Below are 19,396 nucleotides of genomic sequence, written 5' to 3' on the forward strand. Positions count from 1 at the left end.
CTCGCGCGGGCGCCCGCGAGGAGCGGCCGACGGGACGGACCGGCCGGTCCGGGTCAGCCCGTCAGCGGGTCAGGCGGTCAGCGGGCGATCTCGTCGTCGACGGTTCGGGGCAGGGCGGCGCGGAACCCGGCGATCGCGAGGAGCACGCCGGTGCCGGCGAGGAACCACAGCACCGACGCGGTGGTGCCGGTGGCCTCCAGCAGGGCGCCGGCGATGAAGGGGCCGGCCGCGGCAATGAGATAGCCGATGGGCTGGGTGGCGCCGGACAGTCGCGCGGTCACCAGCGGCGAGCGGGTGCGGGCCGGGAGCAGGGCGATCGCGGTGGGGAAGGCGAAGCCGCCGAGGCCGAGCACGCATGCCCACAGCAGCGGGCTGACGGTCGGGGCGAAGAGCAGGCCGAGGTAGCCGATGACCGTGAGCACCCCGAAGCTCGCCACGATCCACTGCAGTCCGCGGGCGCGGGCGATGACCGAGGGCATGACGAGCCCGCCCACGAAGCCCCAGCCGGAGATCACGCCCACCAGCACCCCGGCCCCGACGGGGCTGACCCCGACGTCGGTGAGGATCTGCGGGAGCATCCCGAACTGGGTGTAGGCGTTCAGGGACTGCATGGCGAACAGGAAGGTCAGCGCGATCGCGGTCGGAGAGCGCAGCAGCGAGCCGGGCAGCTCGCCGCGCGGCGGGGCGGGCGGGAAGTCGTGGCCGGTGCGTGTGAGCACCACCGCCCACACCACCACCGGCACCGCGATGAGGATCCCCCAGAACGCGAGCGAGATCCGCCATCCCTCGACGGTCCCGCCGGCCAGCGGCACGGCGAGGGTGGGACCGGCCGCGCCGCCGAGGGCGAGGGTGACCGAATACAGGGTCATGAGACCGACGGTGCGGGTGCTGCCGTGGAGCTTCACCCATGCCGGGACCAGCACGTTGCCGAGCGCGGGACCGAGCAGGCCCAGCACCGACAGCAGCACGAACAGCCAGAACACCTCGGCCCCGGGGCGCAGCAGCAGCGCGATCGCGGTGACCACGAAGGAGGCGACCAACGAGCCGGTGAGACCGAGCCGGCGCGAGATCGGCACGGCGAGCAGACCGAGCACGCCGAAGGCGAGGCAGGGCAGGGCGGTCAGCAGGCCGGAGGCGACCGCGCCCTGGCCGTACTCAGCGACGATCTGCTCCATCAACGGGCCGACGCCGGTCGCGCCGGGGCGCAGGTTCACCGCGATGGTCGCGACCGCCAGCACCGCGAGCACGGCGCCGACGGGGCGGCGGACCCGCGAGCGCGCGGGGGCTGCGGAGTCGTCGGGTGCGGCAGGTGCGTCCTGGGGAGAGATGCGGGGAGAGGGGGTCACGCTCCCCTTGTACTCCTGCCCCGGCGCGGGAGCCAGTGAATGCCGGGCGGTGCCGCCGACATCACCCACCTCCGACATCACCCACCTCCGACATCACCTGCCGCCGACATCACCCGGCGTCGGGCGGATCTCACGCGGACGAGGGCCTCGGGCCCGCGCGAGCGGGCCTACGCTGGTGGCGGCCCGGCTCGCCGGGTCGCTCCCGGATCCCCTCCTCGCCCTCGTCGGCCTCCCCTCCCGGCGACCCCAAGGATGCCCATGACCTCCGCCGCCACCGCACCCGCCCCGGACGCTCCCGCCGAGCGCGCCGTGCACCCCGTCGACCAGGTGCCGCCGCCCGCCCGGCTCACCGTGCTCTCGATCCAGCACGTGCTCGCGTTCTACGCGGGCGCGGTGATCGTGCCGCTGCTGATCGCCTCGGGCCTGAACCTCACCCCCGAGCAGACGATCCACCTGATCAACGCGGACCTGTTCACCTGCGGCATCGCGACCCTGATCCAGTCGGTCGGGTTCTGGAAGGTGGGCGTGCGCCTGCCGATCATCCAGGGCGTGACCACCACCGCGGTGTCCCCGATCATCGCGATCGGCCTGGCTGCCACCGGCGGCGAGGGCGGCGCCGAGGGGCTGCCGATGATCTACGGCTCGATCATCGTCGCGGGCCTGTTCACGTTCCTGGTCGCCCCGTACTTCGCGCGGATCCTGCGGTTCTTCCCGCCGGTCGTGATCGGCACCGTGCTGACCACCATGGGCATCACGCTGCTGGGCGTCTCCGCCGGGGACATCACCAACTACGCCGAGGGCACCCCCGCCACGCGCGACATCCTTTACGCGCTCGGCACCCTGGCCGTGATCGTGCTGGTCCAGCGGTTCTTCCGCGGGTTCCTCGGCACCATCGCGGTGCTGCTGGGTCTGGTGATCGGCACGGGCGTGGCCGTGCTGCTCGGGGACACCTCGTTCTCCGGAGTCACCGAGGCCTCCGCCTTCGAGGTCACCACCCCCTTCTACTTCGGCATCCCGACCTTCTCCCTCACCGCGATCATCTCGATGATCATCGTCATGCTGATCACGATGGTGGAGACCACCGGCGACGTCTTCGCCGCCGGTGAGATCGTCGGCAAGCGCATCCGTCCCAAGGACATCTCCGCCGCGATCCGGGCCGACGGCCTGTCCACCCTGCTCGGCGGCGTGCTGAACTCCTTCCCCTACACCTGCTTCGCCCAGAACATCGGCCTGGTGCGGCTGACCCGCGTGAAGTCCCGCTGGGTCGTGGCGGGCGCGGGCGTGATCATGATCGTCCTCGGCGTGCTGCCCAAGGCCGGCGCCGTGGTCGCCGCGATCCCCTCCCCCGTGCTGGGCGGTGCGTCGCTGGCGCTGTTCGCATCGGTCGCCCTCGTGGGCATCCAGACCCTGTCCAAGGTGGACCTCACCGACAACCGCAACTCGGTGATCGTGGGGACCTCGCTGGGTCTGGCGATGCTGGTGAGCTTCAAGCCCGACATCGCCGGGGTGTTCCCCTCCTGGGCGCAGGTGTTCGTCTCCTCCGGCGTGACCGTGGGAGCGATGTCCGCGATCGTGCTGAACCTGGTGTTCTTCCACCTGGGCCGCCAGCGCGGCGCGAACGTCGCCACCGACGCCTCGGGCCGCCGCATCGGCATCGAGGACGTGAACGCCATGGACCGGGGCGCGTTCGTCTCCACCTTCGGCACCCTGTTCAACGGCGCGACCTGGCCGCTCGAGCGGGCCTGGGAGTCCCGTCCCTTCGCCGACGCGCCCGCGCTGCGCGCCGCGATCGAGGACGCGGTCCTCACCGCCGACCGCGCCGACCAGGACGCCCTGATCGCCGCCTACCCCGACATGGCGACCCTCGTGACGGCCGACGAGGAGCAGGCCGGGCGGATCAGCCAGGACGTGGGCTCCTTCGCCCTGGAGAACCTCACCGACGAGGACGTGGAGCAGGTCCGCGACCTCTCCCAGCGCTACACCGAGAAGTTCGGGCTGCCGTTCGTGGCGTTCCTGGGCCGCACCGACTCGTTCGCGCAGATCGTGGCCGACGGGGTGCGGCGCCTGGACCACTCCCCCGAGCACGAGCGCCGTGTGGCCCTCACCGAGGTCGCCGAGATCGCCGGGGACCGCTTCGGGATCATGGTCGCCGACGCGAACCCCGTGGGCAGCGCCTGGGCGCGGAAGTTCGAGTCGCTGCAGTAAGCCCCCGCGACACACGCTCCCGCGCCCCCACCCCGTCCCGCCCCACGCCCACTCCGCAGCCCCGGGCGGTTACCCGCACGTCATGTGCGCCTGTGTTCCGTTCGTGGAACACAGGCGCACATGACTTTCCGGTAACCGGTGTGGGGTGAGCGCGGGCGGGACTACGGTGGGCCGGGAGCGCCCTCGCGGACCGCGAGGACGGCACCCGACCTGAACGGCAACCGACCTGAACGGTCCTCGACCCAAGGAGTCACCATGGCCCGCACCGTCGTCAGCAACGCCTCCACCGCCTGGACCGGGGATCTGATCTCCGGCTCCGGCTCGACCACCCTGGACACCTCGAAGCTCGGCACGATGGACGTGTCCTGGAAGGCCCGTGCCGAGGACGCGGAGCAGGGCACCACCTCGCCCGAGGAGCTGATCGGCGCCGCCCACAGCGCCTGCTACACGATGCAGTTCTCGAACATGCTCGCCGAGAACGGCACCCCGCCCACCTCGATGGACACCGCCGCCGCGGTGAGCTTCAACGCCGGCGAGGGCGGCATCACCGGCATCGCCCTGACCGTCTCCGCGAAGGTCGACGGCATCGACGAGGCCGACTTCCAGCGCCTGGCCGAGGAGGCCAAGCAGACCTGCCCGGTCTCCAAGGCCCTCGCGGGCGTGGACATCACCCTCGAGGCCTCGCTGGCCTGACGGCCGGCGCACCGCGCGCCGCATCCCGCCGCGCAGTCAGCACCGCACTGCCCCGCCGGAGCGCCCGTCGGATCCCCGGATCCCGGCGGGCGCTCCGGCATGCATGGGCGCTCGACATGCACGGGCACCCGACCGGACGCCCGCTGCCGCCCGCATCCCACTACGGTGTCACCATGCAGCCGATCCCCCGCCACTGGGCCATCGCGAGCCGGCACTTCACCGGTCCCGACGGCCGCGAGTACGACCTGCACATCAACGGCTCCTCACACGAGTCCGAGTCCGAGGCGCTGCGGGACGCGCAGCAGCGCCTGGAGCGGCTGATCGCCGCGGGCGGCCCCTACTCGTGGACCGGCGCGAGGAACGAGTACTACCCCGGCCGCCGCCAGCGCGAGGAGCTGCTGGAGGAGCTGCACTCCGCCGACGGTGCCCTGATCGCCGCGGTCACGCGCACCCGGTACGGCGCCGCCGTGCTGAACACGGATGCACTGCTGATCAGCGACATCGACCTGCCCGCGCTGCCGTTCGTCCCCTTCCGCCCCGCCGCACGCCGCCTGTTGAACAGGCTGCTCGGCCGTGCACCCCGCGAGCCCCAGGTGGATCCCGAGGAGCTCGGCCTGCCGGGCCTGGGCGAGCGCGCCGAGGCCCACGCCGAGCTCCGCGGCGTGATCGCGGGCTTCATCGCCCGCCACCCCGAGCTCGGCGTGCGCACCTATCGCACGCGCAACGGCTTCCGCCTCCTGGTCACCGGCTCCGGGGCGGTACCCGCGAGCGAGCGCGCCCAGGACCTGATGCAGGAGGTGCGCACCGACCGGCTGTACATGCGCCTGTGCCGGGTCCACGACACCTACCGCGCCCGCCTCACCCCGAAGCCGTGGCGGATCGACGTGGACCGCTTCGAGGCGCTCGGCACCCGCACCGCCACAGCCCCCGAGCATCAGGACTGGGTGCGGCGCTACCGCGATGCCTCCGCGCAGGTCGCGGTGTGCCGCCTGCTCGAGGTGACCGGCCCTGCCCCGTCGGCCGAGGAGCAGCGGATCATCGACCTCCACGACCGAGCGACCCGCCCGGAGTCCGGGCTGCCGCTCGCCTGAGACCCGAGACGCAGGGGCTCCGCGCAACGACGCAGGGCGACGGCGAGCGTCATTCGCCCTTCTCTGCTGATGAGCCGAGCGGCACCGACGCGACGAGCCCGCGCCACGCCCTCGTCTCGCGGACGTCGCCCCCGTGTCATGTGACGCCCTGTTCCACAGGTGGAACAGGGCGTCACATGAGATGGCGGTACCAGGTCGAGGCGCCGAGGTCGGGCCCCGGAGCATGGGTTCCGGCAGGTCGGGGCGACTGCGCCGATCCCCGGCCCGTCGGCCTCGCCCGATTCAGTGCGGCTGGGTGGCCTTCTCCGCGCCGGCGCCGGTCATGGAGCGGACCTCCATCTCGGCCTGCTTGAGCTCGTCGTGCTCCGAGGAGGTGACCGAGCCGAGCCAGCCGAGGAAGAAGCCCAGCGGCACCGAGATGATCGCGGGGTTGGTCAGCGGGAACCAGGAGAAGTCCACGCCGGAGAACATCGCCGTCGGCGAGCCGGAGACGACGGGCGAGAAGATGATCAGGAACAGCGCGCTGCCCAGGCCCCCGTAGATGCTCCACAGCGAGCCGCGGGTGTTGAACCGCTTCCAGTACAGGGAGTACAGGATCGAGGGCAGGTTGGCGCTGGCGGCAACGGCGAAGGCGAGCGAGACCAGGAAGGCCACGTTCTGCTCCGCGGCGAGGATGCCGCCGATGATCGAGACGCCGCCGATCACGACCGCGGTCCGTCGGGCGACGGCGACCTCCTTGGCGGGCTCGGCCTGGCCGTTCTTCAGCACGCCGTTGTAGATGTCGTGCGCGAAGGAGGCCGACGCCGTGATCGTCAGGCCCGCCACCACCGCGAGAATTGTCGCGAAGGCGACGGCGGAGATGATGCCCATCAGCACGGTGCCGCCGAGCGCGTAGGCGAGGGCGGGGGCGGCGGAGTTCGAGCCGCCGGGCAGGGTGCCGATCACGTCCACGCCCACCATGTACGCCGCGGCGAAGCCGAGCACCATGGTGCACAGGTAGAAGAAGCCGATCAGGCCGATCGCCCACACCACCGAGCGCCGCGCCTCCTTGGCGGTGGGCACGGTGTAGAAGCGCATCAGCACGTGGGGCAGGCCGGCCGCGCCGAACACGAGCGCGATGGCGAGGGAGACGAAGCCGAGCTTGGAGGCGGCGGTGGAGCCGTACTGGTGCATCGGCTCGAGGATGGTGGCGCCGTCCGGATGCGTCTCGACCGCACGGCCGAGGACCTCGGAGAGGTTGAAGCCGTTCATCGCGAGGATCCACACGGTGGTGATGCCGACGGCGCTGACCAGCAGCACCGCCTTGATGATCTGCACCCAGGTGGTGCCCTTCATGCCGCCGATGAGCACGTAGGCGATCATCACCACGCCCACGATCGCGATCACGAGCGACTGGCCCACGCGGCCCTCGATGCCGATGAGCAGCGAGACCAGGGCGCCGGCGCCGGCCATCTGGGCGAGCAGGTAGAAGAAGGTGACGGCGAGGGTGGAGGTCGCCGCGGCCGTGCGCACGGGGCGCTGGCGCATGCGGAAGCTGAGCACGTCCGCCATCGTGTACTTCGCGGTGTTGCGCAGCGGCTCGGCGACCAGCAGCAGCGCCACCAGCCACGCGACGAGGAAGCCGACGGAGTAGAGCAGACCGTCGTAGCCGTACAGCGCGACCGCTCCGACGATGCCGAGGAACGAGGCGGCCGAGAGGTAGTCGCCCGCGATCGCGATGCCGTTCTGCCGGCCGGAGAAGGCGCGGCCGCCGTGGTAGAAGTCGCCGGCGGTCACGTTCTGGCGGGAGACGCGGATGACCACCACGAGGGTGACCACCACGAACGCGAGGAAGATCGCGATGTTCAGGATCGGGTTGCCGAACTCCATCAGAGATCACCCTCCAGCTCGTGGCGGAGCTTCTCCGCGATCGGGTCCAGCGACTTGTTCGCGTGGCGGATGTACAGCCAGGTGATCAGGAAGGTCATGAGGAACTGTGACAGGCCCATCAGCAGGCCGATGTTGAGGTTGCCCAGCACCGGGATCGACATGAAACCCTCGGCGTAGGTGGACAGCAGCACGTAGGCGAAGTACCAGACCAGGAACGAGATGGTCATGGGGATCGCGAAGCTGCGGAAGCTGCTGCGCAGCCGCGTGAAGTCCTCGGACTTCTGCACGGCGACGAACTGCTCGGGGGTGGGGGGCGCGGGGTCCGGGGGATGGGGGATGTCACGGGCACAACTCCTTCGTCCTGCTCGAGCGAGGGGCCCCGTCGTGGTGCCGCGGCGCGGCGCTGCGTCGGGGGTGTCCGGCCGGTAGGCCGACCATCGGACGCTATCAGGTGTGACTGCGGTCACGGGAGGGACCATCCGGGCCGGGAGATCGAATCGTGATCCGCCGGCCGACGGGCGCGCGACGAGCGCGGGCGGCCGACGGCGCGCGTCGCGCGCGGGTGGGCCGGCCGACGCCGTCAGCGCGCGGCGGACTCCCCCGCGTCGGGCAGGCCGTCGCCGTGGTCGCCGCCCATGAGGTTGCGGCGCCCGCCGATCTCGGGGCCGCCGACGGGGCGGGGCTTGGCCGCCTGGACGCCGAGCAGCTGGGCGGCGAAGCCTCCCGCCTCCCGCGGCATCGGCGCGCCGGGGGTGCCGGGCGCACCGCCCGGCCCGCAGGCCGCGGCCGCCGCGCTCTTCGGCGCGCGCGGGGCGGTGCCGGCCTCGGCGAAGCGGCGCATCTGGGCGATGGTCGGGTAGGCGGCGGTGACGACGATGTCGGCGCCGACCAGGGTCACCGGCAGCGCCCAGTCCCCGGCGGACTCGAGCAGGTCCGCGACCGGCTCGCACTGCGCGAAGGCCCAGGCGTCCTCGTCCTGCAGGTAGACGGTGATCGGGTGGCCCTCGAGGGCGAGCGCCGCGGCCTCGTCGAGGAACTGCTCGTGCCGCTCGGGGTCGGGCGGCGGGGAGGGCAGGAAGATGTCCAGCGCCGCGAGCCGGGAGGCGTCGGGCGCTGCGCCCGCCGCGGGATCGGACGCCGCGTCAGCCACTGAATCCGCCCCCTCCGGTGCCGGCCATGTCTTTGAACCGCGAGTAGTGCCCCTCGAAGGCGACGGGGATCGTCTTGGTCGCACCGTTGCGGTGCTTGGCCACGATCAGGTCGGCCTCGCCGGCGCGCGCGGACTCCTTCTCGTAGTAGTCCTCGCGGTGGATCAGGAGGATGACGTCGGCGTCCTGCTCGATCGAGCCGGACTCGCGCAGGTCGCTCATCATCGGGGTCTTGTCGGTGCGCTGCTCGCTGCCTCGGTTCAGCTGCGAGATCGCGATGACCGGCACGTCGATCTCCTTGGCCAGCAGCTTCAGGGCTCGGGAGAACTCCGAGACCTCCTGCTGGCGGGACTCGACCTTCTTGCCCGAGCTCATCAGCTGCAGGTAGTCGATGACCACGAGCTTGAGGTCGTGCTTCTGCTTGAGCCGGCGGCACTTCGCCCGGATCTCCATCAGCGACATGTTCGCCGAGTCGTCCATGAACAGCGGCGCATCGGCGATGCGGCTCATCGCCCGCGCCATCGACTGCCAGTCACGGTCGTCCATCGAGCCGTCGCGCATGCGGTTCATCGGCACCTGCGACTCGGCCGAGAGCAGACGCATCGTGATCTCGGTCTTGTCCATCTCCAGGGAGAAGATGACCGAGGTCAGGCCGTTGTGGATCGAGGCGGAGCGCAGCACGTCCATGCCGAGGGTCGTCTTGCCCATGGCGGGGCGTCCCGCGAAGATGATCATCTGCCCGCCGTGGAGGCCCTGGGTGAGCTCGTCGAGCTCCGCGAAACCGGTGGGCACGCCCGTGACCTGGCCGCCGCGGTTCTGGGTCGCCTCGATGGCGTTGAGGGTCTCGTCGATCACCTCGCCCAGCGGCAGGAAGTCCTCGCTCTGGCCCCGCTCGGTGACCGCGTAGATCTGGGCCTGGGCCTCGTTGATGACCTCGTCCACCTCGCCGCCGTCGGCCGCGAAGCCGAGCTGGACGATGCGGGTGCCCGCCTCGACGAGGCGACGCAGCTGGGCGCGCTCGACGACGATCTCGGCGTAGAAGCCGGCGTTCGCGGCGGTGGGGACCATGTCGATGAGGTCGGCGAGATAGGCGCCCCCGCCCACGCGCTGCAGCTCGCCGCGCTTGGAGAGCTCGTCGGAGACGGTGACGAGGTCCGCCGGCTCGCCGCGACCGTACAGGTCGATGATCGCCTCGTAGATCATCTCGTGGGCGGGGCGATAGAAGTCGTTGCCGCGCACGGTCTCGACGACGTCCGCGATCGCGTCCTTGGAAAGCATCATGCCGCCCAGCACGCCGCGCTCGGCGTTGAGGTCCTGGGGCGGGGTGCGCTCCAGGCCGCGGTCGGGTCCGGCTTCGAAGGCCTCGGTGGAAGTCACCGACCCAGTGTAGGAAGCCCGGCGCGCGCTCGGGACGTGATCCTTCTCCGCTGGGGACGGCAGGCCGGTGGGGAGGGCCGGTCGCGCGGGCACCTCGGGGGCGAGCGGGCGCCCCGGCCGCCCGCGTCGTCCTCGGCGTCGCCTTCATCGCCCACGGCTACCAGAAGCTCGCCGTCTTCGGCCTCGCCGGGGCGACCGAGGCCTTCCGGGGCATGGGCGTGCCCGCGCCCGAGCTCACCGCCCCCGCCATCTCCGTGATCGAACTGGTCGGCGGCATCGCGCTCGTCCTCGACGCATTCACGGGCATCGCCGGCGTCGTCCTCGCGCTCGAGATGCTCGTCGCAGCGCTGCTGATCCACGTGCCCGCCGGCATCTACATCGAGAACGGCGGCTGGGAGCTCGTCGGCGCGCTCGGCGCCGGCGCCCTGCTCGTCGCCGCCTTCGGCGCCGGTCGCTTCTCGGTCGACTCCGTGCTGCGCGGTCGGCGGGGCGCTCGCAGCGCCGCGGCCGCGGAGCGCCCCGCGGCCGAGCGCGAGCCCGTCTCCGCCTGAGCCGCGCCGGGCGCCGTCGGCGGGCGCGAGCCGCCCACCGGAGCGCCCCGAGTCGATCGACGCAGCCGTGCGCTCCCACGGTCGATGCATGCCCGCGCATCCACCGTGAGAGCGCACTGCTGTCCGGGGCGGCCGCCTCCACCTCGCATCACTTGACATCAGGCAGTGCACCATTAGTACAGTGCCGTCAGACACCGATCCACTGGTGCACTGCCGAGGACAAGGAGCCCCGTCATGACCGCAGAGTCCGCCACCTCGCCCACCCCCGTCGGCCCGCCCTCACCGGCACGCGCGGCCGCCGCGACCGACGACCTCGTCGCCCGGGCCCACCGGAGCCTGCTGCCCCTCGCGCTCGGCCTGATCGCGGCGAACCTCGTGCTGCATCTGGTCATCGCCCTCGCGGGCAACCGGATCACCGTCCTCACCACCCTGCCCCTGGTGGTGATCGCCCTCGGCGTCGCGGCCTACCTGGCCACGCGCGGGCGCGCGCTCGGCCGGCTGCGCTACGGGCGGCTCGTCGCGCACGTGCTGTGCTTCCTGACGGTGACCGCGGGCTACCAGCTGCACCTGACCGTGCTGGCCGTCCTCGGCGCTGCCCCGCCGAGCGACGGGACCCTGGACCCGTGGCTCGGTCCCGCACTGGTGATGCCGGCGCTCTGGGGTCTCGGCCTGCTCATGCATGCCGTCGGCGCCGTGCTGGACCGCGGCTTCGAGGCGCCCCGGGCATGAGCGCCGATCCGACGCCCCCCGTCCTGTCCTCGGAGGACGCCGAGTGGGCGCAAGAGCTCGCGAGCTCCTGGGTCGAGGTCTACAAGAAGTCGGCGACCACCCTCGCGCTGCTGCGGATCATCCGCGAGCACGGGCCGATCGCCGCCGCGGGTATCGCCCCGCTGGTGCTCGAGGCGACCGGGTGGACCCTCACCGAGAGCGGCCTCTACCGCACCCTGCGACGTCTCGCCGACTCCGGCGTGCTGAGCGCCCGGAAGGTCGACGTGGCCCGCACCGGGGCGAAGCGCCAGGACTTCGCGCTCACCCCGGTGGGGGCCGAGTACCTGCGCCGCATCGAGGCGGAGCTGATCTGAGGATCTCCCGCCTCACCGGTCCCGGAACACGACCAGGCGCTGCACCAGGTAGCTGAGCACGAACAGCAGCAGGTCGGCGGTCAGCTTCGCGACCAGCAGCGACTCTCCGAGGGCGAGCAGTGCGTCGACGACCAGCACGCCGCCGGCGAGCACCCCGGCGGCGAGCGCCGCGTAGCGCAGCAGCGAGCGCCCCAGCGGGACGCGCCGGCCCTCCCGGAACACGAGGTGCCGATTGGCGGTGAAGTTCCCGGCTGCGCTCAGGACGCGGGCGAGGACGAGGGCGAGCCAGGCCGGCGCGCCGAGCGCCGCCAGACCCAGGAACAGTGCGGTGTCCACGGCGAAGGAGCCCAGGCCTGTGGCCGCGAAGGCCAGCACGGGGCCCAGCACGCGCCCCGAGTCCCGCAGCGGCCGGAAGTGGCTGCTCGCGTTGTCCTCGATGTACACGGTCGAGATCGGCACCTGGTGCAGGGCGATCCCGGCGCGGGCCGCGGCGACCAGCTGGACGTACTCGTACTCGTAGCGGTCCCCCGGCAGCGTGGTGGACCACGCCAGCAGGCTCGACGGCACCCCGCGCAGCCCCGTCTGGGTGTCCTCGAGGCGCACCCCCGACACCGCCCGGAAGGCGGCGGCGCTCACGGCGTTGCCGAGCCGGGAGCGCAGCGGGACCGCTCCACGGTCCGCGGTGCGGACGCCGAGCACGATCGCCGGATCCGCTCCGGCGGCGGTGCGGGCGTCCAGGACCTCGCGCACCTGCAGCACATCGGCGAGGCGGTGCTGGCCGTCGGCATCGGCCGTGACCACGCCCGCCCCGGGGAACCGGGAGGCGACCAGTGAGAATCCCCGGCGCAGCGCGGCCCCCTTGCCCTGGTTCACCGGGAGGTGGAGCACCACGGCGCCGAGCAGCTCGCAGCGGTCGAAGGTGACGGCGGACCGCTCGGGCGAGCCGTCGTCGACGATCACGGTCCCGACGCCGGCCGTGCGGAGCTCCCGGACCAGGTCCACCAGCTCAGGGCCCGGGTCCAGAGCGGGTATCAGCACCACGGCGCCGCCGGCGCGGGAGGCGGTCGCACCCCCGGGCACGGGGATGGCGGAGGCGCCAGGGACGACAGGGGCGGCGGGAGCGGCGGGAGCGGACTCGGCGACAGCGGACTGGACGGGGCGGCGGGCAGGCAGCAGGCTCATCGCGATCACCCGGCCACGTAGAGGATGTCGCTGGTGGCGCGCTCGCCGCCGTTGGACGGCTGGGTGACGACCTCCCCGTCGAAGATCATCACCGAGGAGCCGCCGCCGTCGAGGTTGTAGCCCGTGGTGCAGCCGAGGCCCGAGAGGATCTCGCCGAGCTCGGGCAGGGTCGCACCGCGTGAGTAGCCCTCGTCACGGCCGTCGACCACCAGGAGGACGAGGTGGTTGTCGCCGATCACGCCGATGGCGGTGCGGGGCTGGCTCCCCTGGATCGAATGGTTGCCGATGTTGGTGTCGACCTCGACGTCCTCGATGCCGTCCGGCACCGCGCCGTCGAGCAGCACGGCCGGGCCGAAGCTGAGTGTCTGCCACACGCCCTCGGCGAGCAGCTGCTCGGCGCCGGTGGCGGTCTCGTCGTACACCTCGATCCGACCGTCGTCGTAGAACGCGAGGCCGTCGCGGGCGGGCTCGTCGCGGTAGATCACGCCGTTGCGGATCTCGATGCCGGTGTCGCGGAAGCCGTAATAGTCGCCGTTGATCGCGAGCACCGCATCGTGGGCGGCGGCGATCGCGCTGGGCTCCTCGGTGATGTTCTGCCCGAACTCGTCGTCGGCGAAGGCGGAGCGCAGCACGGTGGCGTCGGTGACCTCGACCTCCGCCGCGTACCAGGTGATGGTGTCGCTGCCGGTGCCGGTGGAGGTGCTCGTCATCGTGATGGTGGTGGTCGAGGAGGTGTACCCGGTGGAGGTGACGCTGCCGTCCGTGGCGACTGCGGCGACCGACTCGGAGGTGCCGGCGGCCTGCTCCGCGGCGGAGATGCTGGAGACCTGGACCTTCTCCCTGAGGAAGCGGTCGTAGGCCCAGGCGGCGGAGCCTCCGGTCCCGGCGAGGACGGCGACGCCGCCGCCGAGCAGGGCGCGCCGGGAGAGGCGCCGACCATGGCGGGACGGGGCGGGACCGTGTGGTGGGGCGGTCGTCGGGCGGGGCGGGGTGTCGGAGGTCGTGTCCATGGCCGGAAGCCTCGGCGGTGCCCCTGTGCCAGGGACGCGGGGCGAGCTGTGCAGGCTCTGTGTTCGCTCCCGTCCACCTGCCGTTCACCTCACATAGATCCGCGACAGGGCGGACATAGGGAATTCCTAGGGGCCGACCGGAGGCTTCGAGCATCACCCCCGATCCCGAGGAGCCCGGCATGTCCTTGTCCACACTCTCCCTCTACGCCCTCGACCTGGTCGCCGCCGCGATCCTGGTGTTCGGCATCTACTGGCCCCGCCATCGGCGTCGCGACCTGGTGGTCGCGTTCCTCGGGATCCACGTGGGGGTGCTGGCCGTGGCGGCGCTGCTGGCCGGCTCCGCCGTCACCGCGGGCCTCGGGCTGGGTCTGTTCGGCGTGCTGTCCATCATCCGCCTGCGCTCGGACGAGCTGGCTCAGCACGAGATCGCCTACTACTTCGCGGTGCTCGCGCTGGGACTGGTCTCCGGGCTCTCCACGAGCGCGACGCCGCTCTCGATCGGCTTCATCGTGCTGATCGTGGGGACCATGGCGATCGTGGATCATCCGCGGCTGCTCGGCGCCCACCGTCGCCAGCTGGTGGTGGTCGACCGGGCCCTGACCGACGAGACCGCCCTGCGCGCGCACCTCGAGGAGATGCTCGCAGCCGACGTCTCGGCCCTCTCCGTCCAGCGCCTGGACACCGTCTCCGACACCACGGTGGTGGACGTGCGCTTCCGGCTGCGCGAGCGCCGGCACGACCCCCTCTCCGCGGGGTCGGCCACGTCGGGCGCCGTCCCGCAGGAGGCGGTCGTCCCGCGTGCCGCCTCGGGCGCCGTCCCGGTGACGGTCCGATGAGCGCGCACCGCGCGTCCGCCGCCCTTCCCAGGGCGGGCGGCCAGGAGATCAGCGGGCTCGGAGCGCTCCCCGGGATCGGCCTGGAGGAGATCACGGAGCGGGCAGGCCTGATGACCCGCGTGGACCGCAAGTACGTGCTCCCCCGCGAGGAGGTCGGCACCCTGCTCGCAGCAGCCGGCGGGGACCTGCGGGTGCTCGAGATCGACGGTCGACGCCGCTTCTCCTACCGCTCCCTCTACTACGACACGCCCGACCTCACCGCCTACCGGGCCGCCGCGACCGGTCGCCGCCGGCGCTGGAAGGTGCGCCGCCGGGACTACCTCGACACGGGCACGTCGTTCCTCGAGGTCAAGACCCGCACCGGTCGCGGCGAATCCGCCAAGCTGCGGCTGCCGCTCCCGGCCGACGGGAGCGGGGCGGGCCCGGCCGCCGGGCGCCCCCTGTCCGGGGCGGGGCTCGAGCACGTGCGCACCACCCTGCTGGACGCCGGATGCGCCGCCCCCGCGCAGCCGCTGGTGCCGGTGCTCGCCACCACCTACGCGCGCACCACTGTGCTGATCGCCGCCGAGGACGCCCGCCTCACCCTCGACGACTCGCTGTCCTGGATCGCCGCCGACGGACAGATGCTGCACCTGGACGGCGAGGTGGTGGTCGAGACCAAGGCCGGCACGCGCCCGGGCCGCGTGGACCGGGCGCTGTGGCGGGCGGGCCACCGCCCGCAGCGGCTCTCGAAGTACGCCACCGGCCTCGCACTCCTGGACGACTCCCTGTCCGCGAACCGCTGGCACCGCACCCTGCGCGACCTCCCGGTCGCCTGATCCACAGCTCCGCCCTCCCCCGGACATGGGCCGCGCACAGCGGTCCCCGGGAGGGTGGAACCGTCACCCCATCACCACATCACCCCTTCGAGGAAGGCATGCCATGACCCCCACCACCGCTCCCGACTCCCCCACCGGCGGCCGCCGGTCCGCCCGCTCCCGCATGCGCCGCTGGTCGGCCGCGGCCGTCGCCGGCACGGCCGCCCTGGCCCTGGCCGCATGCGGGGCCGCCACCGCCGTCACCGGTGTCACCGACTCGGGCTCCTCGACCAGCTCCGGCTCCTCGGCGCAGGTCGCCGAGACCGCCTCGGTCACCAACGACCTGCTCTCCAGCCTCGACCTCACCACTCTCGACACCCATCTCGACGAGGACGAACTGAGCTGGGACGCCGCCGATGAGCAGACCATCACGCTGGACGACACCGGATCGAGCTCCACCTCTTCCGCGGTCACCGTCGAGGACGGCGTCGTCACGATCACCGCCGGCGGCGTGTACCGGGTCTCCGGCGAGCTCACCGACGGACAGCTGGTGATCTCCGCTCCCGACGACGAGACCGTCACCGTGATCCTCGACGACGCCTCGATCACCAGCACCACCGGCCCCGGCATCGCCGTGACCAGCGCCGACGAGGTCACCCTGGTCCTCGAGGACGGGACCTCAAACTCGGTCGCCGATGGCACCGACTACGAGGTCGCCGACGACTCGACACCGGTCGCGGCGATCGCCTCCGCGTCCGACCTCACGATCGCCGGCACCGGCGCCCTCACGGTCACCGGCAGCACGAATGACGGCATCTCCACCCGCGACGGGCTCGCGATCACCGGCGGGGACATCACCGTCACCGCCGTGGACGACGCGCTGCGCGGGAAGGACTACCTCTCCATCAGCGACGGCACCTTCGACCTGACCAGCGGCGGAGACGCCCTGAAGTCCGACAACTACGAGGACGAGGACCGCGGCTGGGTGCTCGTGACCGGCGGGGAGTTCACGATCCATGCCGGGGACGACGGGATCGACGCCGAGCAGGCCGTCCAGATCACCGGCGGCACCGTGACCATCGAGGAGTCCGTCGAGGGCATCGAGGCGCAGGACGTCATGATCGAGGGCGGCACCGTCTCGATCACCGCCTCCGACGACGGCATCAACGCCACCGCCGCCACCACCGCCGAGGAGGCGGCCGCGGAGGAGAGCGCGACCGACACCGCCACCGCGGACGGCGGCATGGGCGGTGGCGGCGAGACCGACGACGGCTCGTGGCTCTCGATCAGCGGCGGCACCGTCACCGTCGTCGCCGACGTCGACGGGCTGGACTCCAACGGCACCGTCTCCCTGACCGGCGGGGAGGTGACGATCACCAGCGCCGCGAACGGCGGCGACTCCCCGGTGGACGCCAACGGCGAGATCACCCTGGACGGCACCGTGCTCACGGCCAACGGCACCGAGATCTCCTCCGCGGACGAGCTCGGCGGAGGCATGGGCGGCTCCGGCCAGGGCAGCCCCGGCGGCCAGGCCCCGGGACGGTGACCGGGACGGCCGGGCTCGGGATCAGCTGGGCTCGGGCAGGCCGAGGACGTACGCGGCCTGGGCGAGATGCTGGATCGCGTCGTCGAGGATGCTGATCAGGCGGGCACCGCGGGTGACGGGCGGGTCCCAGGAGTCGTCGACCACGTCGCCGAGCGCGGCGGCGTCGAGGGTGTCGAGGTAGGCATCGAAGGCGTCGAGCGTCGCGTCGACGTAGTCGGCCAGCGCGTCGCCGTCCTCCACCACGATGGCGCGGGCCTCCTCGGAGGAGTGGCCGTAGCCGACGGCCGAGCCCGGCTCGCCGAGGCCGAGACGGCCGGCCTCGTCGCGGGTGCGCCACACCTCCTCCCCGCCGGTGAGCGGCGCGAGCTGGGCGTCGATCTCCCGGCCGGTGTGCCACAGCAGCCAGGCCACGGAGTTGTCGTGCCCGGCGGGGTGGGCGTTGAGGGTCTCGGGGACCAATCGTCTGCGCAGGGCGGAGAGGGTGTGGCGAGGTCGGGAGGCGAGGTCGCGGAGCAGTTCGAGAGCGTCCATGGCCATGACCGTACTCGCGCGTCACCGACTTCGGGAGTCCCGCTCGCTCGACACCACCCTGACGACAGCGCCCACTCGCCGCCGCGACGGGGGCGGTCAGTCGTCGGCGATGACGCCGTCGGCCTGCTCGGGATGGCGCTGGAGCCAGCTCTCGATGAAGGGACAGATCACGAGGACCGGCAGGTCGGCGGCCCGCGCTTCGGCGAGCACGGTGCGCAGGAGCACGGAGGCGACGCCCTCGCCGCGGTGCTCGGGGTCGGTGACCGTATGGATCAGCTCGATGCGCCGACGGGTGCGCTCGTAGATCATGATGCCGACCGTCTGACCGTCGCGCAGCGCCTCGTACCGGCCGGCGACCTTGTTGTCGCGCACGGAGATCGTCTCGTCGGGGCCGTGGACGTGCTCCCCGACGCCATCCTCGATGCCGACGCCGTCATCGATTCCTGAGGTCATGGTCGCGCCTCCTTCCGGCCGGGGTCTCCCACGGTACGGCAGGGCGCGGGGCCATGTCAGGAGGGCGCGGCCGGCGGGGCGGGCCGACGGGGCCGCCCCGCCCGCGCGCGCCGCACAGGTCAGGACGCGGCGGCCGCCGCCCCGGCGCGCAGCACGCGCAGGTCGCCCTTGCCCGAGCGGGCGTGGACCTCGAGGGTCCGCTCCGCGGCGCCGGCCCCGTCGGCCGGGGTGAGGCGCACGTCCTGCTCGCCGAGGCCGGTCGCGAGATCGAGGTGGACCGCGGTGCCGGCGGCGACGCGAAGCTCCACGTCGCCGAGGCCGCTGCGGGCGGTGAGGCTGCCGCTGCGGGCCTCGCGCACGGTCACGCCGCCCACGCCGGCCGACAGGGTCGCGGTGCCCTCGAGGCGGTCCAGTCGCAGGTCACCGGTGCCCGTGGTGGCATGGACCTGTCCGGTCGCCTCGCCGAGGGTGACATCGCCGGTGCCAGTGGTCAGGCGGGTGGACTCCTCCGCCGCGTTGCGGACGTGCAGGTCGCCGGTGCCGGTGCGGGCCTCGAGCCGGGCGAGGGACCCCGTGATCTCGAGGTCGCCGACGCCGTCGGAGACGACCACGCGCGATCCGGCGGGCAGCACCACGCGGATCTCGAGCCCGCCGAGGAGCCCCTCGACGCCGCGCACGGCGGAGCGGAAGGACTCGGCGAGCCGGTCGGTGAAGGGCAGGCTCCCGCCGCGACCGCGGACGCTGAACAGGTCCCCGAGACCCACGCCGACGCGGTGGGCCTCGTCGGCCGGGGCGTCGACGGTGAGGCGTTCGGCGTCGAAGCGGACCCGCATGCGGGTGGCGAGCTGGGCACCGGCCTCGCCGCGCGGGATCAGCTCGACGCCCACGCGGGTGCCGTGCTCGGCGCGCACGGTGATCGTGCCGCGGAGGTTCTGGATGTTCGCGTCGATGGAGCCGGCGGCGATGAACTCGTGGCGGATGGGATCGGGGGTGGGCTCGGGGTCGGGCGAGCCGGTGGGCGGGGTGTGCGGCGAGGTCATCGCGGTCTCCTGGAAGCGGGTGCGGGCGGCGGCTCAGACGAACCAGCCGCTGGTGCGGCCGGTGCTGCGCGGGGCGGTGGAGGCGGGAGGGACGGGCTGCGCCTGCTGCTCCTGGGCATCGAGGTGCGTGGTCAGCGCCCGGACGAGGTACGTGTTCAGGCTCAGCTGCTCGCGCTCGGCGGCCTGCTCGAGGCGGGACTTCAGTGCCTGGGGCGGACGGAAGGTGACGCGGGCGGCGCCGCTTCCTGTGTCCTCCGCGTCCTCTGGTGCTTCGGGCGGCCGCGGCGGGGTGGGCACCTCGGCCGCGACCGGCACCACGGGCGTCACCGGGGCGCCGGGCACGAAGGGCGTGGCGGGCGCGGAAGGCGCCGCGGCGCCCCCGTCGGCCGACGCCTCGGGGGCGATGACGTGCACCGAGAGGTCCGTGCCGCGCAGGGCGAGGTCGACCCGGCCGGGGGCGAGCTCGGCCGAGACCTCGGCGGCGACCTGGCCCACGGCCTCCTGGATGGCGAGGCGCAGGGCGGGCTCGAGGCCCACGGACAGCAGCTCGGCGGTGCGGCGGGTGGTCTCGTCGCCGATCGCGGCGGAGGCGACGAGCTGCTCCTGCACGGGACGGGTGAGTGCTCTCAGATCCATGAC

At 72.8% G+C, this 19,396-nt stretch carries 20 protein-coding genes; 9 read left to right on the forward strand and 11 right to left on the reverse strand.

Annotated features, from left to right (window positions below; all coding sequences use genetic code 11):
- Positions 1-77: 77 nt before the first annotated feature.
- Positions 78-1,346: an MFS transporter gene (locus HNR70_RS12625; RefSeq protein WP_312857662.1), complete on the reverse strand. Its 1,269-nt coding sequence runs from the start codon at positions 1,344-1,346 to the stop codon at positions 78-80.
- Between the two features lie 258 nt (positions 1,347-1,604).
- On the opposite strand from HNR70_RS12625, the gene HNR70_RS12630 reads away from it, so the two are divergent.
- From HNR70_RS12630 to HNR70_RS12640, 3 genes are all read left to right on the forward strand, one after another.
- Entirely contained in the window at positions 1,605-3,551 is a 1,947-nt protein-coding gene (locus tag HNR70_RS12630; protein WP_184325965.1) for a solute carrier family 23 protein, read from the forward strand.
- A gap of 255 nt (positions 3,552-3,806) precedes the next feature.
- A complete protein-coding gene (locus tag HNR70_RS12635) occupies positions 3,807-4,244 on the forward strand; it encodes an OsmC family peroxiredoxin (protein ID WP_184325966.1) in 438 nt (145 codons plus the stop codon).
- Positions 4,245-4,417: 173 nt separating this feature from the next.
- Positions 4,418-5,335: a hypothetical protein gene (locus tag HNR70_RS12640; protein ID WP_184325967.1), complete on the forward strand. Its 918-nt coding sequence runs from the start codon at positions 4,418-4,420 to the stop codon at positions 5,333-5,335.
- A gap of 282 nt (positions 5,336-5,617) precedes the next feature.
- Here HNR70_RS12640 and HNR70_RS12645 read toward each other — a convergent pair whose 3' ends face one another.
- The 4 genes from HNR70_RS12645 to dnaB form a co-directional block, all read right to left on the reverse strand.
- Positions 5,618-7,204, reverse strand: coding sequence for a monocarboxylic acid transporter (locus HNR70_RS12645; protein ID WP_184325968.1), 1,587 nt, complete (start codon positions 7,202-7,204; stop codon positions 5,618-5,620).
- Positions 7,204-7,491: a DUF485 domain-containing protein gene (locus HNR70_RS12650; protein WP_312857663.1), complete on the reverse strand. Its 288-nt coding sequence runs from the start codon at positions 7,489-7,491 to the stop codon at positions 7,204-7,206. Before HNR70_RS12650 ends, HNR70_RS12645 begins: the two co-directional genes overlap by 1 nt.
- A gap of 293 nt (positions 7,492-7,784) precedes the next feature.
- Positions 7,785-8,354, reverse strand: a complete 570-nt coding sequence (locus HNR70_RS12655) for an arsenic metallochaperone ArsD family protein (RefSeq protein WP_184325970.1) — start codon at positions 8,352-8,354, stop codon at positions 7,785-7,787.
- Positions 8,347-9,729 (reverse strand): replicative DNA helicase, encoded by a 1,383-nt coding sequence (gene dnaB / locus HNR70_RS12660; RefSeq protein WP_184325971.1) that lies wholly within the window; start codon positions 9,727-9,729, stop codon positions 8,347-8,349. The genes HNR70_RS12655 and dnaB overlap by 8 nt, the downstream gene beginning before the upstream one ends.
- Positions 9,730-9,779: 50 nt before the next feature.
- Here dnaB and HNR70_RS12665 point away from each other — a divergent pair, with 50 nt between their 5' ends.
- The 3 genes from HNR70_RS12665 (at position 9,780) to HNR70_RS12675 (ending at position 11,362) form a co-directional block, all read left to right on the forward strand.
- Complete coding sequence (locus HNR70_RS12665) at positions 9,780-10,280, forward strand: DoxX family protein (protein WP_184326686.1); 501 nt, start codon at positions 9,780-9,782, stop codon at positions 10,278-10,280.
- A 234-nt stretch (positions 10,281-10,514) separates the two neighbouring features.
- Complete coding sequence (locus tag HNR70_RS12670) at positions 10,515-11,009, forward strand: hypothetical protein (protein WP_184325972.1); 495 nt, start codon at positions 10,515-10,517, stop codon at positions 11,007-11,009.
- Complete coding sequence (locus HNR70_RS12675; RefSeq protein WP_184325973.1) at positions 11,006-11,362, forward strand: PadR family transcriptional regulator; 357 nt, start codon at positions 11,006-11,008, stop codon at positions 11,360-11,362. The genes HNR70_RS12670 and HNR70_RS12675 overlap by 4 nt, the downstream gene beginning before the upstream one ends.
- A 12-nt stretch (positions 11,363-11,374) precedes the next feature.
- Here HNR70_RS12675 and HNR70_RS12680 read toward each other — a convergent pair whose 3' ends face one another.
- Entirely contained in the window at positions 11,375-12,544 is a 1,170-nt protein-coding gene (locus HNR70_RS12680; protein WP_184325974.1) for a bifunctional glycosyltransferase family 2/GtrA family protein, read from the reverse strand.
- A gap of 5 nt (positions 12,545-12,549) precedes the next feature.
- Positions 12,550-13,554, reverse strand: coding sequence for a phosphodiester glycosidase family protein (locus HNR70_RS12685; RefSeq protein ID WP_184325975.1), 1,005 nt, complete (start codon positions 13,552-13,554; stop codon positions 12,550-12,552).
- A gap of 179 nt (positions 13,555-13,733) precedes the next feature.
- Between HNR70_RS12685 and HNR70_RS12690 the strand changes: the two genes are divergently transcribed.
- The 3 genes from HNR70_RS12690 to HNR70_RS12700 all read left to right on the forward strand — a co-directional run bounded on the left by HNR70_RS12690 (position 13,734) and on the right by HNR70_RS12700 (position 16,733).
- Positions 13,734-14,390, forward strand: coding sequence for a DUF4956 domain-containing protein (locus HNR70_RS12690; RefSeq protein WP_312857664.1), 657 nt, complete (start codon positions 13,734-13,736; stop codon positions 14,388-14,390).
- Entirely contained in the window at positions 14,387-15,208 is an 822-nt protein-coding gene (locus HNR70_RS12695) for a polyphosphate polymerase domain-containing protein (protein ID WP_184325976.1), read from the forward strand. The genes HNR70_RS12690 and HNR70_RS12695 overlap by 4 nt, the downstream gene beginning before the upstream one ends.
- Before the next feature lie 103 nt (positions 15,209-15,311).
- The gene (locus HNR70_RS12700; RefSeq protein WP_184325977.1) at positions 15,312-16,733 is read left to right on the forward strand and encodes a carbohydrate-binding domain-containing protein; all 1,422 of its coding nucleotides are present in this window, start codon (positions 15,312-15,314) and stop codon (positions 16,731-16,733) included.
- A gap of 21 nt (positions 16,734-16,754) precedes the next feature.
- Here the strand turns inward: HNR70_RS12700 and HNR70_RS12705 are convergent, their stop codons facing one another.
- The 4 genes from HNR70_RS12705 to HNR70_RS12720 all read right to left on the reverse strand — a co-directional run bounded on the left by HNR70_RS12705 (position 16,755) and on the right by HNR70_RS12720 (position 19,393).
- Positions 16,755-17,264: a mycothiol transferase gene (locus HNR70_RS12705; protein WP_184325978.1), complete on the reverse strand. Its 510-nt coding sequence runs from the start codon at positions 17,262-17,264 to the stop codon at positions 16,755-16,757.
- Positions 17,265-17,360: 96 nt separating this feature from the next.
- Entirely contained in the window at positions 17,361-17,717 is a 357-nt protein-coding gene (locus HNR70_RS12710; RefSeq protein ID WP_184325979.1) for a GNAT family N-acetyltransferase, read from the reverse strand.
- A gap of 119 nt (positions 17,718-17,836) precedes the next feature.
- Positions 17,837-18,757, reverse strand: coding sequence for a DUF4097 family beta strand repeat-containing protein (locus tag HNR70_RS12715; protein ID WP_184325980.1), 921 nt, complete (start codon positions 18,755-18,757; stop codon positions 17,837-17,839).
- Between the two features lie 33 nt (positions 18,758-18,790).
- Positions 18,791-19,393 carry a ribbon-helix-helix domain-containing protein gene (locus HNR70_RS12720; RefSeq protein ID WP_184325981.1) on the reverse strand — a complete coding sequence of 201 codons (603 nt, stop codon included), beginning with the start codon at positions 19,391-19,393 and terminating at the stop codon, positions 18,791-18,793.
- Between the last annotated feature and the right edge of the window lie 3 nt (positions 19,394-19,396).

The organism is Brachybacterium aquaticum (assembly GCF_014204755.1).
Lineage (GTDB): Bacteria > Actinomycetota > Actinomycetes > Actinomycetales > Dermabacteraceae > Brachybacterium > Brachybacterium aquaticum.

What these genes read in the sequence shown, in the direction of transcription:
- HNR70_RS12630 (WP_184325965.1), top strand. Translation starts at nt 1,605, where the DNA reads ATGACCTCCGCCGCCACCGCACCCGCCCCGGACGCTCCCGCCGAGCGC.
- HNR70_RS12635 (WP_184325966.1), top strand. Translation starts at nt 3,807, where the DNA reads ATGGCCCGCACCGTCGTCAGCAACGCCTCCACCGCCTGGACCGGGGAT.
- HNR70_RS12640 (WP_184325967.1), top strand. Translation starts at nt 4,418, where the DNA reads ATGCAGCCGATCCCCCGCCACTGGGCCATCGCGAGCCGGCACTTCACC.
- HNR70_RS12645 (WP_184325968.1), bottom strand. Translation starts at nt 7,204, where the DNA reads ATGGAGTTCGGCAACCCGATCCTGAACATCGCGATCTTCCTCGCGTTC.
- HNR70_RS12670 (WP_184325972.1), top strand. Translation starts at nt 10,515, where the DNA reads ATGACCGCAGAGTCCGCCACCTCGCCCACCCCCGTCGGCCCGCCCTCA.
- HNR70_RS12675 (WP_184325973.1), top strand. Translation starts at nt 11,006, where the DNA reads ATGAGCGCCGATCCGACGCCCCCCGTCCTGTCCTCGGAGGACGCCGAG.
- HNR70_RS12680 (WP_184325974.1), bottom strand. Translation starts at nt 12,544, where the DNA reads ATGAGCCTGCTGCCTGCCCGCCGCCCCGTCCAGTCCGCTGTCGCCGAG.
- HNR70_RS12685 (WP_184325975.1), bottom strand. Translation starts at nt 13,554, where the DNA reads ATGGACACGACCTCCGACACCCCGCCCCGCCCGACGACCGCCCCACCA.
- HNR70_RS12690 (WP_312857664.1), top strand. Translation starts at nt 13,734, where the DNA reads ATGTCCTTGTCCACACTCTCCCTCTACGCCCTCGACCTGGTCGCCGCC.
- HNR70_RS12695 (WP_184325976.1), top strand. Translation starts at nt 14,387, where the DNA reads ATGAGCGCGCACCGCGCGTCCGCCGCCCTTCCCAGGGCGGGCGGCCAG.
- HNR70_RS12700 (WP_184325977.1), top strand. Translation starts at nt 15,312, where the DNA reads ATGACCCCCACCACCGCTCCCGACTCCCCCACCGGCGGCCGCCGGTCC.
- HNR70_RS12705 (WP_184325978.1), bottom strand. Translation starts at nt 17,264, where the DNA reads ATGGACGCTCTCGAACTGCTCCGCGACCTCGCCTCCCGACCTCGCCAC.
- HNR70_RS12710 (WP_184325979.1), bottom strand. Translation starts at nt 17,717, where the DNA reads ATGACCTCAGGAATCGATGACGGCGTCGGCATCGAGGATGGCGTCGGG.
- HNR70_RS12715 (WP_184325980.1), bottom strand. Translation starts at nt 18,757, where the DNA reads ATGACCTCGCCGCACACCCCGCCCACCGGCTCGCCCGACCCCGAGCCC.
- HNR70_RS12720 (WP_184325981.1), bottom strand. Translation starts at nt 19,393, where the DNA reads ATGGATCTGAGAGCACTCACCCGTCCCGTGCAGGAGCAGCTCGTCGCC.